Raw genomic sequence first — 12,633 nt, forward strand, 5'->3', positions numbered from 1 at the left:
CTCAGCCTTCCCCAAAGGTCACCAGCGCCGCCGACATATCGTCCCGGGAGCCGGCCTCCAGGGCTGCCTCCGTCAGGGCGGCCAGCCGGTCCGCCGGAGCAGTGTTGTCCGAGAGGAGCTGCTCCATCCGGTCCTGGGTCAGGTAGTCGTGGATGCCGTCGGTGGTGAACAGCAGAGGCGCCCCGGGGCCCTTGGGCAGGGGCTCCGACGTCACCAGATGCTCCAGCATGCCTTCGGAGCCGGCGCCCAGACAGCAGTATATCTCGCTCTTCGACACCCCCTCCGTGTCCATGCCGGCGCTCAGGAGCTGCTGATACACGGTGTGGTCCGCGGTGAGGGCGTCCAGATAAGAGCCGCCGTTCACCTTCCAGAGCCGGGTGTTGCCGCAGTGGGCCATCAGGCACCGGTCCCCGGTGAAATAGCAGCCCGTAAAGGCCGCCGCCATGGTCCCCAGCCCCAGGTTTCTGCCGTAGGCTATGAGCCGGGCGTTCAGGCTTTGCATGACCTCCCGCAGCTCCTCGGGGGACCCGGGCTTTTCTTCCATCAGGCGGGACACAGTAAAGGCCGCCGCCGGGCTGCCTCCGGGATTGCCTCCCACTCCGTCGCAGACCCCTATCCACAGGGGAAAATCCGCCGTGAGCTCTCCTGCCCCGGATATCACGGCGCAGGGGCCCGCCAGGACCGCGTCCTCGCACAGGGCCTTGGCGCCCCGGCGCACTATGTAGCTGATCTTCATTGCGCTTCTTCCTCTGTCTCTTTCTCCGTCAGAGGGGTGACGGAGCAGGTCATGGTCCTCAGGGGATCCTCCTCGTCTATCCGCAGCACCTCGATCCGGGCGTTTCTGAACACCTGCGCGTCAAACATATATCTGGCCAGAGGATTGACGAACATGCTCTCCACTATGTTGCCTATGCCTCTGCCTCCGTTTTCCAGATTGGCGAGAGCGTTGCGGCGCAGAGCCTCGTAGGCCTCCTCGGAGACGGTCAGCTCTATGTCCTTGTCCTCCCTCAGGTTGTCCGCTATCTTGCGGAGCTTGGCGTCCAGTATCCTGGTGGCCGCCTCCTCCCTGATGAAGTCAAAGACCACTATGTTCTCCCCTATCCTGTTGAGTATCTCGGGGCGGCCCAGCTGCAGCTTGAAATAGGTCTCTATGCCTTCGCGCACCTGCTGCCGGACCTCCTCGTAGTCCATCTCGGGAAATACCACCTGCTCCCTGTGGCCCGTCTCGTTCACGGCGTATATGCCCAGGTTGCTGGTGAATATGATCACCGTCTCGGAAAAATACACCGTGTTGCCCTGGCCGTCGGTCATCCTGCCGTCCTCCAGTATCTGCAGGAACTTGTCCAGGATAGAGGGATGGGCCTTCTCTATCTCGTCAAAGAGCAGGATGGAAAAGGGGTTGTTTTTCACGGCGTTGGTCAGCTGGCCTCCCGCCTCGTAGCCTACGTAGCCGGGAGGGGCTCCCAGCAGCTTTTGGTCGCTGTGGGGCTGGCCGTATTCGCTCATGTCAAAGCGGATGCAGGCGCTCTCGTCGCCGAAAAGCTTTTCCGCCAGGGTCTTGGCGGTCTCCGTCTTGCCGGTACCGGTGGGACCGGCAAAAAACAGCACTCCCTTGGGCTTGCCGTGAGACGAGGACTGGATGTCCGTCAGCCCGGTCACCGCCCTTTTGATCACGTCAAGTGTCTTGCTGAGGGCGTAGTCCTGCCCCTTGACCCTCTTTTCAAAGTCGGCCTTGGCGTCGGCCCAGTCCCGGTAGTCTATGGCCTCCCACTTGTTTTCGGAGATGCCGAACTTGTAGAGGTCTATCACCTTGCACAGGTCCTTCATCTCCAGGCCTTCGTTGCGGCACAGGTCCCCCAGGCCGTAGAGCTCCGTGTTGGTGAAGCCCTCCGTGAGCCCGGTGAAGCGGTCCCTCAGCTTGTCCAGGTCCGCCTCCCTGTCCCTGTAGAGCTCCATGCCCTCTCTGTACTTGTCCGGGGAAAAGAATTCTTCAAAGTTGACGCCGCTGACGTAGGCCCTCCTCTCCTCCTTGGTGGGAGTGCCCACGTGGATAGTGCTGACCGAGGGGTTGTCCAGATAGAACCAGGCGGGTATGTCGTTGACCTTGTTCACCAGATACACGGTGAGGTTTTTCAGTCTCCTCTTGTCGTTTTCCCGGTCTATCATGGGCTCCCGGCTGTCCAGGGAAGCCCTCAGCAGTCTGGTGTAGGCGTCTATCTCCTGCTGCTGCATGGCCGGCCCCGGCTCCCCCGTATAGTGGCTGGCCAGGTCCAGTATGGCGGCGCAGGGAGCCTTTTCCTGAGTCATGGCCCTCTCTATGGCGAAGGCGCAGCTCCTGTCGCCGGCTCTCTGGGGGATAAAGGGAAACGGCAGGGCGTTGGGGTCCCCCTTCTCTCCTATGAGGTCGGCGAACTTTTGCACGTATTCGCCGGAGACTGCGTCCGTGTCGTTGAAAAAGCCCCTGATACTGTCGTAAAAGATGATGTTGGGATAGCCCAGACTGCGGAAATAATAGTGGAGATATTTCCTGAGCCTGTTTATCCCCGCCCCGGGATAGGTGAACATATCCAGCACGTTGCCTTCCATGATGATCACGGGCTTGATCTTGCGGAATATATCCAGCTCCCGATGCCACTTGGGCACTGCGGTCTTTGTCATACGTTATATCCTTGTGTCTTCCTTCGCTTGTTTTTCCGTGAGCCTTCTCAGGAGCTCCTCCCTGTAGCCGGGCTTGTGGATGCCCGCGGATATGATGCCGTTTTCGGTGGCAAAGTTCTGCACCTGCAGGGGCTTGCCCCGCAGATATTCCTCGTAGAGAGGCCTGTATTCCTCTCTCAGATAGCGGATGGTCTGATTGTCCGAGCCCTTCAGCAGGGAGCCCCGGTTCAGCTCCTCCACGTATTCGCCGTCTATGAGCACGGCTATCTGCTCCAGCAGCTCCGGCCGGGACGCGGCCAGCTCCTCGTATTTATATCCGGTATAAACCAGTATGTCGCCGGTGATGCCGTTCAGCTCCGGCAGCAGCTCAGCCAGGGCCTCCGGCTGATAAAAGGGATCCCCTCCCGACAGGGTAAAGCCGTCTATGGGCCCGGCGGCCTGCACCCGGCTGACGAGCTCCATGACCCCGGACAGAGTGACCTGTCTGCTGTCATCCTGCTCCCACAGCTCGGGATTGCTGCAGCCCCGGCACCGGCGGGGGCACCCCTGAAACCATATGCCCAGTCTGTCTCCCGGTCCCAGTACCTTCACGGGATACAATAGTCGCGCCACATACATCACTTGATCTCCACCGTCACCACATAGACCCCCTGGGCGTCCGGAGCCTCCGGATCCCCGGCCAGAGCCAGCCGCGCCCCGTTTTCCGCCGGGCGCTCCTCGCAGCCCAGTCTCTGTCCGTTGAGCCAGGTGCCGTTGGTGGAGCCCAGATCCCTGACGCTCAGTCCCTGAGGCCCGGGTATCAGCTCGCAGTGCCTGCGGCTGACGTAGGGCCGGTCCTTCAGGACCTCCCTGAGGGCGCCCTCTCTGCCCAGCACCGTGTTTTCGGTGACGGGGAAACGGGAGCCGTCGGGCAGCAGCAGGGCGCAGGCCTTTGCCCCGGGCGCCCCGGCGGACGATTCCGACGGCCGGGTCATGGGGATATCCATCAGCTCCCCGCCGCACCGGCGGCACTTCCGCAGGCTCACCGGGTTGCTTTCGCCGCAGGGGCACACCCTGACGGGCATGGGCGACGGCGGCGTCTCGGTCTCCTCCGGAGACTGCAGGGTCTCCCGGCGGCTCTCTATCTCATCGTCGGTGGCGCTCACCAGAGTCAGGTCCCGCCCGCATTCCGGGCAGCGGCGCTTGGCGGGATCTGCCTTACAGCCGCAGTCGGGGCATAGCTTGTACCGGTCCATTTAGTCTGCCGTCCTGCTCTTTTTTTTCGCGCGGACCCTTTTGGTCTGCTGCTTTCTGACGAGCACCGCGTTCTCCGTGTGCTCGTAGTCCTCCAGATTGATGATGGTGGCGTAGGCCGGCTGGGGAGGCAGAGAGCTGAAGGAGGAGACGTCTATACCCTTTTCCGCCAGCTTGCGGGCTATGGTCTCGTAGTCTCCGCAGAAGGACTCCATGTCCTCGGTCAGCTGCCGCTGCTCCTCGGGAGCCGGCTCCCTGTCCCGGGTGTCCAGACCACCCAGCTCCATGGTGATGGCGCCCTCGGAATTGTAGGTCACGTCCACCGCGGTGCCCCCCTCCAGCTGATAGAGGCGGCCGCTGAAACGGGCGCCGGTCTGTCCCACGGTCTCTCTGGAGCCTATGCGGGTGTAGCCCATTTCCTCGAACACCTCGTCCACGGAACGGGCTATATATTCCTTTTCCTGCTGCCTGACAAGAGCGGCCCTCAGGGCCTCGTTGGCCACCTTCAGGTCCTCCATGCCCTTCTCCGTGCAGGGGTAGAGCCGGCGCTCCGCGCCGGTCATGTCCGACAGCCAGGCGTTTTCCACCGTGAGATCGGCGTATTCCTCCCGGATGCGGGCGTATTCGTCGGCCTCCTTTTCCAGAGGCTTCAGGGTCAGGCTGCAGAGGTCCCGCAAAAAGCTCCTGTCCGTGACGCCGTCGGCGGCCTTACGGGCCGCTGCCACCCGCTCCTCCAGCTCCTCAGGCAGCTCAGCCAGAGACAGCTTTTCCAGCAGGCTCCACACCCGGTCGTATTCCGCTGTGTCCTGAGCCTCTTCGGGAGCGGCGGGATCTTCCTCCCCCAGGTCCACAATGCCGCCAGAGATACGGCCGGCCACCTTCTCGGTGCACTGAGCCTTCAGCTTTTCGAGAGAAGCAGAGGTCCTTTCGGCCTTTTCCGCCAGGGCAGCCAGCCGGCTGTTCACCTGCTGTATGTCGCTGACGGTGCTGTGCCGGGGCAGGTCCCGGAGGGTCTCCGCTTCCTGCATGGCTTTCACCAGACCCTGTTCCAGCGCGGCCAGACGGCCCGAGTATCCCTCACCCTCAAACAGTGTCTTCAGGGCCTTCATGCGGGCCTGACAATCCCGGCCTCTCGCCAGCGCCTTTTCTGCCAGGACCCCCTTCTGGCTCTCGGCAGTGTCCAGCATCTGCTGCAGCCTGAGGAGGGCTGCCCTCTGGGTGGCCAGGACCCGCCGGTCCTTTTCGTTGCGTATCTCATCGGCTATCTGGGCCGCGGTCTTGCCGGCCCAGGCTGCCAGCAGCACGGGCATGAGGGCGGGTATGATGATGATCTCTGCGCTCACTTTTGCACTCTCCTTTTCCAGGCGTCCAGCTCCCTGCTCTTGCCCATGGCCACCAGCCATGCCTCAAAGGAGGGCTCCAGCCGGCTGTTGCTGTCTATGAGGGACAGGCACACCTCGAAGAAATCGTCATAGGACTTCCTGAAGGCCTTCTCCAGACAGTCCACCACCTCGGCCGGGTCCTTCACGGTCCTGCCGTCCTTGAGCCTGAATTCTTTCATTCCGGACAGCGAATAGCCCAGGACCCACAGGGAATAGGTCCTGTTGCGGGAGCCCTGCTCCGAGCCTGTGTAGAGCTTCTCTATGTCACGGGCCAGGTCCGCCTTTTCCCGGGAGCCGCCGGTGCAGTCCAGATAGGAGGACAGCACTCCGGCCCTGAGTATGTCGTCGAAAAAGGCGGGGGTCTCTCCGGCAGCCAGGCAGCTCATGAGCTGCAGGCCCAGATCCCGCAGGCTGTCGTATCTGGAGCCCTTCCAGTAGAGGGCCTTCAGGTCCGGGTCCAGCCTGTAGAGGGTGTCGAAAAAGCCGGCGTCCGCATCGGCAGTGCTCTCCGTGGCGTCGTCGCACACGGTCTGGAGGTCCGGCCTTCCCGAATCGCCGAAATGCCTGGACAAGTAGCCTCTGTAGAGCTGCTTTTTGCCCTCCTCCCAGTTGGCAGCCATGGCCTGGACCAGGGAATGCATATCCCCGTAGGTCTTGCCGGCGAAGGGATAGGGCTTCCAGCCCGGGGTCCGCGCGTCGGCTTCGCCGCTGCCGGGAAGGGGCTGGTCTATACCCTTGAGCCATTTGGCCACCTGCTCGTAGCCCCAGCGGCAATTGGGATTCTGCTTCTCGTGCCGGTGGGAGATATCCTGATAGAGCAGGGCTCCTATCAGGTCCTTCAGCTCCTGCTCCATATTATCCGGGAAGGGCACAGTGGACATGAGCCTGTATTTGGGTATCTCCGCCTCGGGTATATCCTTCCAGGGCACCTGGCCGCAATAGAGCTCATAGAGACAGATGCCCAGAGAATAATAGTCCGACAGGTCCGTATAGACGTCGCTCAGGGCTTCGAGGGAGGCATACACGGTGGTGAGGCCGGTGCTGGTGGCCACGGAGGTGGCTCCGTCCCGGGCCACGGTGCTGACTCCGAAGTCTATGATGACCACTCTGGACATGTCGTCGGACAGCATCATGTTGGCGGGCTTCAGGTCCTTGTGAAAGACCCCCGCGCTGTGCATGGCCTTCAGGCCCTCGTTGACCGAGGGGATCACCAGCCGCTTCAGCTCCTTCAGGCCGAAGCGCTTGCCGGCCAGACTGCCGTTTTTGTAGTATGGAAGTATGACCCAGGGATAGCCGTCCAGATAGCCGGAGGCCAGATATCTGGCCACAAAGGGCGAGTCTATCTTCAGTATCTGCTGCACCACTTCGGGCTTGACGGCGGCCCGGCGCCGGAAGATCTTGGCCACACAGGTCCTCTGACCGTCGGTGCATTTGTAGAGGTCGGCTTCGCCGGAGGCGGTCTCCATAGTCTCTGTGACTGTAAAGCCGCCCAGCACAGCGCCCAGAGCGCTGCCGGGGCCGGCGTTGCCGCGGACTTTCGTGGCGGGTTCGTCGTCGTTGTGGGATACACGGGTGGCCGGAGCGCCATTTATCTGCGTGACCTGAGTCTCGCCGCGCACCCGGGTACGGGGGGTTTCGTTTTCTGCCATATTGGCCTCCTTTAGATAGTTTGCCGGCGGCCCGACGGGCCGCTTCGATTAGTATATATACCTATTATATCACAATTGCCGGCCTTATGCAAAGGCTTCAGAGCTGTATCATCATCACGGGCCGCACCCCTATGTTGGTGGAGGCCACGTCCTGGCCTGTGAGCACGCACTCTCCCTTGACAAAGGTGGCCAGGGAGGTGGCCTCCGTGGAAGCGATGCGCCCCTCAAAGGGCGCCACGAACACGGCTGATTCTCTGCCCAGTCCCGGGGTCCTCAGCCACCAGCCCGCGTGGCCCGAAGGCACGGCTATGCCGTGGGACTCGGCAAAACGGGTGGGATAGCACAGCCGGTCATTGTTGCGGGGCATATACCGCATGGCTTCTTCGTAGGACAGGATGAACACCCTGTCCACAGTGTCCGCCCCGCCGGGAATGAGATAGGTGGGATTTTGGCGGGCCTCCACTTTGGTATTGAGGATCAGCCTTTTTTCGGCGGAGGAGAAGACCTCGTTGTAAAAGGGTCCACCCAGCCAGGCCCTCAGGGCGCAGTGTTCCCAATCAGTGGGGGCGGCCTGGTCGTGATAGGAGGTGCACTCCAGCACAAAACGGCTGATGAGGAGGGCCCGGGCGCCGGACACGCTCAGCACTATCCATTCCACCGGGGACTTTTTGGCCGCCGATTCGATGTAATAGGAGCCCAGGAGCACGGTCATGCCCGCCTTCAGTACCCTGGACCTGATGCCTTCCAGCAGCTCGGGGCTGTCCTTGTAGTCGCCCAGAGCAGAGAGGAGCCTGTAGGCCTCGGGATATCGCTTGGAGTTGGCCGCCACGATGGCGTCGTTGTACATGGCGTTCAGACGGGCCTCCTCCTTGCCCAGGGCCCGGGACAGCTCCATGAATTCGTCGCTGATGACGTGGGGGACCTGCTCTATCTTGTCCATATCCCGGGAAGCGATGATCAGGTCCAGAGGCCTGTCGGCGTTTTCGATGCGGCGGACTATCCCCGAGGCCAGGTCAGACTGCTTTTTCATCTCCTGGGCCATGATCCTGAGAGACTGCTTTTTCTCCGGGGCGGCGGCTGCCAGCAGGACCAGCAGCTCATAGGAGCTGCCGGTAACGGCCTGATACTTTTGCAGATCTCCCGGCACCTTCGGTCTCTGATAATTGACCGATTCCTCCGGGCGGAGATCCACTGCCCCCCTGAGGGCCTTGGTGTCCGCGGGGATATGGGGCCTGGTCTGCCGCTGCCGCCCGGAAGGCGTCTGCAGGGATTGCAGGGAACAGAGCCCCAGGACCAGAAAGAAGATGAATATAGCCACCCACATGGTCAGCTGTCAGAACCTGTATTCTCTGTCTATGCCGCAGCCTATGCGCCGGACCCGGATGATCCTGCGGCGGGGGTCCACCGTGAAGACGTCCAGCACCTGTTCGTTGATGGTGCCGTCGGGACGCAGGGGATACATGTGATCCCAGTAGGACGCCTGAGCTCCGCGGCCCGCGTCGCAGGTGGTGGATATGACGGGATAGCCCTTCTTGCTGTAGATGGCGTGATCCATGTGCACGTGCCCCGACACCACGGCGGCTATGCGGGCCCGGGCCTTGTCGTACACGCTGTCCAGGATGCCTAAGGTCACGTTGGCGGGACGGGTGAGCCAGGGACCGCCCTGATCCCCCTTGTGCACGGGGCCGTAGTCAAAGAGAATGTGCTGAAACACCACTATGTTCCAGCCTTTGGGAGTCTGCAGCACCGTCTTTTTGAGCCAGTCCTCCTGCTCCTTTTCCAGGCCCTCTCCGGCCTCGTCGCCCGTGTCCAGCAGGATGTAGCGCATGCGGGCCTTTTTGTGATCTATGTAGTAGTAGAGCTTGTCCTCGCCCTGATAGGCCCCGGGAGACACCCGGCGCACTATTTTGGCGAACTCGGAGGCGGGCAGGCGCTCCCCGCCCTGATAGTTGGTGTCGTGATTGCCCCTCAGCACCGCCGGCTGAGTAAAGCCGTAGAGGGATATGACGTCGCCGATGGTCTCCGCCGCCTCTTTGGCGGTGGTGTTGGCGTTCATGTAGTCGCCGCCCAGCACCACCAGCTCTATGCCGGTGGCCTTCATCACGTATTCGGCCACGGCGGGGCTGAACAGAGGATTGTCGGGCCTGTGACAGTCGGTGATGAACAAAAAGGAATCGCCTGCCGGCGCCGACTTCATGTCCTGCCTGACCGCCTCCACCCGCCCGGGCAGATAGTCCGTCCAGTAGTCCGGCAGTCCGGCGCACAAGGCGGCTCCGCAGACCGCCAGCAACAATAAGGCCATACACAACTTGCGCATATTTTACTCCTGTGGGCGCCCCGGAGACCCGGCTCCGGCGCCGTCGTTATCATATAAATTATACCACAACCGGCCCCTTATCCGCCACAAAAGCCGGAGCCGCCCCGGGCGGGAAAAGCCGGGGACAAAGGGGCCGCCGGCGGCAAAAAAAGGGAGATAATGTGCTACAATAGTAGTGACAGACCCGGCATCCGCCCGCGGAGGCGCTGCCGGCAAACAGGAGGACCAATGAGCAACAAGATCAAGGTAGGCGTCTTCGGAGCCGGCCGGGGGCAGACCATGGTGTCTGTGCTGTCGGGGCATCCGGACGCAGAGCTGACGGCAGTCTGCGACAGCTGGCAGCCGGCTCTGGAGAGCTGCAGAAAAAAGGCGGAGGAACACGGGGCAAAGGTGGAGCTCTACGAGGACTTTGACCGGTTTCTCGAACATGACATGGACGCGGTGGTGCTGGCCAACTACGCCAACGAGCACGCGCCCTGCGCCGTCAGATGCCTGCAGTCCGGCCGGCACGTGGTCAGCGAGGTGCTGTGCATGCAGAATATGGCCGAGGCAGTGGAGCTCATCGAAGCGGTGGAAGAGTCCGGCAAGGTGTACACTTATGCGGAAAACTATTCCTACTTCCGCACCACGGCGGAGATGCGGAAGATCTACCGCCGGGGAGACATAGGCGAGTTTCAGCACGGCGAGGGCGAATACGTCCACGACTGCTCCTCCGCCTGGCCCCAGCTGACCTACGGGGACAGGGACCACTGGCGCAACCTCACCGCCGCTCCTTTTTACTGCACTCATTCCGTGGGCCCCGTGATGACCATAACCGGCCTGCGCCCGGTGAAAGTGGCTGGCTTTGAAAGCCCCAATCTGAACAACCGCCTGCACGGCAAGCTGTGCGGCGACGGCTGCATGCTGTGCGTGCAGTTTGAAAACGGCGCCACCGGCAAGTTCCTGCCCTGGAACAACGGCTTCCGGCGCAGCCAGGAGGCCATCTGGTACTGCATCTACGGCACCAACGGCCAGATGGAGACGGACCGCTTCGGCGAAGGCTCGAACATGCTGCACCTGTGGATACAGGACAAAGGGGAAGACAGGTATTACAAGCCCGAGTTTGCCGACACCGGCGAGCTGGCCAGGTCTGTCAGCGGCCACGGAGGCTCCGACTTTTACACCATGCAGTATTTTCTGGACGCCATTCTGGGCCGGGAAGGCGGAGAGAACGCCATCGACGTCTATACCGCCGTGGATATGACCATGGTGGGCGTGCTGGGCTACAGGTCCATACTGGAGGGCTCTGCCTCCATCCCCTGCCCCGACCTGCGGATCAGGGCCAACCGGGACGCCGTCAGGCACGACCGCCTGTGCGCCGACCCCCGGGTGGAGGGCCACGGCCCCGCCTGCTCCTGGGGAGACCCGGAGATCCCGGACAGCGTGTACGAAGAGACACGCCGGCAGCAGTCGCGGTGAGGAAACATGAAAAAGATATATCTGACTATACTTATATTAGGACTTGGAATCATGACACACACTTTGTCAGCCTCGGTGTATGACTTTGACGGCACCATTTCCTGCGAGACTCTGGAAGCCTATCTGTCCAGAGCCATAGTGATGAGCGGCATGTGCAACGAGGGCGTGGGCTACCTGGACGAAAACGTGCGGGCCATAACCAACGTAAAGGCCAAATATCTGGGCAGGGCCGCCCTGGCCTGGGCCTGCCCGGCGGATGACGAACGCCACTTTGCCTCCGCCCGGGCAGGGGCGGAAAGGATACACGCCATAGACCCCGACATCATACTCCAGGCCTGCGTGTTCGAAGCCGTGTATTCCTGTAAGAGCCCGGAGGGCATCAAGTCAGGCAGGACCGCAGGGGTAGAAAACATACCCATACCCGCATGGGTGTTCGAAGCCTTCGGCCTGCCTGTGGAAAAGCGCAATTTTGACTATGAGGCCATGCTGTTCCCCGACGGGTATCTGCGGAACATGTGGGCCGACGGCGCCTCCGTGCCGGACGTGACTCAGCAGGAGACCCAGCTGTGGTTTTACTACAGGGCCCGGCGCTATATAGACGCGGGCTACGAATCCATCCATTTCGGCCAGGCGGACCTGGTGGGCTCCCGGGACGAGGGGCGCAAGGTGTGGACACGGCTCCTTACGATGGTGCGGGAATACGCCAGGGAGCACGCCCGCAGGCACTACGTGCTGTGCGACGCCCACTTTTTCGCCCGCAACGCCAAGGTGGGAGACAAATATCTGTGGGACTTTTTCGCCTTTCCCCTGAGGCCGGTGTCCGGCACAGTGCCCTTTGAAGCATATCTGGCCATAGGCCACGGAGACGCGGGCTACAGGACCATGCCCCCGGGCATCCATCCCGCAGGCTGGAGGTGCGACGTGATCCCCCAGCTCTACGAGGTGGACAACTTTTTCGGCGGCATCGACGGCGCGCCCTTCAACAACGTGTGGGGCGCCGACGAGATTGGCTGGTTCGCCAACTGCAGCGAGGAATACCGCAACCGCTGGCTGGCGTATGCGGTGGACTGGCTGAAGGAAAACTCACCCCGGGGCTACATGTCCATGCCCGGGCTGCGCGGCGCCACCGTGCCTTTGGGTGTAGAGCCCCGGCGTGGCGTCACCTACAGGTTCAACACCAAAAGCGACGCCTGCCCCGAAGGCTTCAGCCAGGAGGAGACGGTAAAGGAGATCTTTGCCCGCCCCTTTGAGTGGCTCCCCCTGGGCAGCGTGAAGCCCGAAAAGACCGGACGGAGAGAGCTGCTGGGCTTCAGGCCGGGCAAGGCCACGCTGGACGAGACCTTTGACGCGCCTTATTTCTCGCCCAACACCATATACACCGACGAAGGCCTCGGGCTCCTCTACAAGGCCTACGGAGCCTTCAGCCCCGCCGACACGGCGGCGGCAGCCAAAAAGGAAATAGAGGAAAAGGGAGTGCCCCGAAGGGAGCCCCTGGTGACAGAAGAAGGCCTGAGCTTTACGGGCAGCCAGACCCTGAGCCTCGACGCCCACACCGGCCCCGAGTTCAGCCTGTTCGTCACCCTGCGGCTGGACGACAAGGCCTTTGAGGAAGACTTTATGCTGCTGGGCACCGGAGAGTATTTGCAGAACGGGTATTATATCAAATACTACGGCAAGGACGACCAGCTCTACGGCGAGGCGGCCGACGGCACCGGGGAGCGCCGGGTGGCAGACTTTGCCTATCCCAAAGACGGGCGGGGCCATACCATCGGCCTGATCTGCGACGGCAAGGAGCTGACCGCCTGGCTGGACGGCCGGATCCGCTCCCGGATCCCCTGCGGTCCCATGAAGGAGAGCGGCAACAATCTGAACTTTGGCAACGGCCTGAAGGGCTGCCTGATAAAGGACATGAAGCTCTACAACTACGCCGTGACCG

At 62.0% G+C, this 12,633-nt stretch carries 10 protein-coding genes; 2 read left to right on the top strand and 8 right to left on the bottom strand.

The features are described 5' to 3' along the window. Position 1 precedes the first annotated feature (1 nt). The 8 genes from IK083_03850 to IK083_03885 form a co-directional block, all read right to left on the bottom strand. A complete protein-coding gene (locus IK083_03850; protein ID MBR4748692.1) occupies positions 2 to 736 on the bottom strand; it encodes a hypothetical protein in 735 nt (244 codons plus the stop codon). Further along, on the bottom strand, positions 733 to 2,658 hold the full coding sequence (locus tag IK083_03855; GenBank protein ID MBR4748693.1) for an ATP-dependent Clp protease ATP-binding subunit: 1,926 nt from the start codon (positions 2,656 to 2,658) through the stop codon (positions 733 to 735). Before IK083_03855 ends, IK083_03850 begins: the two co-directional genes overlap by 4 nt. 3 nt (positions 2,659 to 2,661) lie before the next feature. After that, positions 2,662 to 3,276, bottom strand: a complete 615-nt coding sequence (locus IK083_03860; GenBank protein ID MBR4748694.1) for a radical SAM protein — start codon at positions 3,274 to 3,276, stop codon at positions 2,662 to 2,664. Then, complete coding sequence (locus IK083_03865) at positions 3,276 to 3,893, bottom strand: FHA domain-containing protein (GenBank protein MBR4748695.1); 618 nt, start codon at positions 3,891 to 3,893, stop codon at positions 3,276 to 3,278. Before IK083_03865 ends, IK083_03860 begins: the two co-directional genes overlap by 1 nt. Then, positions 3,894 to 5,234, bottom strand: coding sequence for a hypothetical protein (locus IK083_03870; GenBank protein ID MBR4748696.1), 1,341 nt, complete (start codon positions 5,232 to 5,234; stop codon positions 3,894 to 3,896). Then, a complete protein-coding gene (locus IK083_03875) occupies positions 5,231 to 6,922 on the bottom strand; it encodes a protein kinase (protein ID MBR4748697.1) in 1,692 nt (563 codons plus the stop codon). Before IK083_03875 ends, IK083_03870 begins: the two co-directional genes overlap by 4 nt. Before the next feature lie 97 nt (positions 6,923 to 7,019). Next, positions 7,020 to 8,246 (bottom strand): hypothetical protein, encoded by a 1,227-nt coding sequence (locus IK083_03880; protein ID MBR4748698.1) that lies wholly within the window; start codon positions 8,244 to 8,246, stop codon positions 7,020 to 7,022. Positions 8,247 to 8,255: 9 nt separating this feature from the next. After that, positions 8,256 to 9,239: a metallophosphoesterase gene (locus tag IK083_03885; protein MBR4748699.1), complete on the bottom strand. Its 984-nt coding sequence runs from the start codon at positions 9,237 to 9,239 to the stop codon at positions 8,256 to 8,258. Between the two features lie 228 nt (positions 9,240 to 9,467). Here IK083_03885 and IK083_03890 point away from each other — a divergent pair, with 228 nt between their 5' ends. Beyond that, on the top strand, positions 9,468 to 10,697 hold the full coding sequence (locus IK083_03890; protein ID MBR4748700.1) for a Gfo/Idh/MocA family oxidoreductase: 1,230 nt from the start codon (positions 9,468 to 9,470) through the stop codon (positions 10,695 to 10,697). Positions 10,698 to 10,748: 51 nt separating this feature from the next. After that, the coding region (locus IK083_03895; GenBank protein MBR4748701.1) for a hypothetical protein at positions 10,749 to 12,633 on the top strand (1,885 nt) is incomplete at its 3' end.

It is taken from the genome of Abditibacteriota bacterium, assembly GCA_017552965.1.
Lineage (GTDB): Bacteria > Armatimonadota > UBA5829 > UBA5829 > UBA5829 > RGIG7931.

What these genes read in the sequence shown, in the direction of transcription:
- IK083_03855 (MBR4748693.1), bottom strand. Translation starts at nt 2,658, where the DNA reads ATGACAAAGACCGCAGTGCCCAAGTGGCATCGGGAGCTGGATATATTC.
- IK083_03880 (MBR4748698.1), bottom strand. Translation starts at nt 8,246, where the DNA reads ATGTGGGTGGCTATATTCATCTTCTTTCTGGTCCTGGGGCTCTGTTCC.
- IK083_03865 (MBR4748695.1), bottom strand. Translation starts at nt 3,893, where the DNA reads ATGGACCGGTACAAGCTATGCCCCGACTGCGGCTGTAAGGCAGATCCC.
- IK083_03860 (MBR4748694.1), bottom strand. Translation starts at nt 3,276, where the DNA reads ATGTATGTGGCGCGACTATTGTATCCCGTGAAGGTACTGGGACCGGGA.
- IK083_03875 (MBR4748697.1), bottom strand. Translation starts at nt 6,922, where the DNA reads ATGGCAGAAAACGAAACCCCCCGTACCCGGGTGCGCGGCGAGACTCAG.
- IK083_03850 (MBR4748692.1), bottom strand. Translation starts at nt 736, where the DNA reads ATGAAGATCAGCTACATAGTGCGCCGGGGCGCCAAGGCCCTGTGCGAG.
- IK083_03885 (MBR4748699.1), bottom strand. Translation starts at nt 9,239, where the DNA reads ATGCGCAAGTTGTGTATGGCCTTATTGTTGCTGGCGGTCTGCGGAGCC.
- IK083_03890 (MBR4748700.1), top strand. Translation starts at nt 9,468, where the DNA reads ATGAGCAACAAGATCAAGGTAGGCGTCTTCGGAGCCGGCCGGGGGCAG.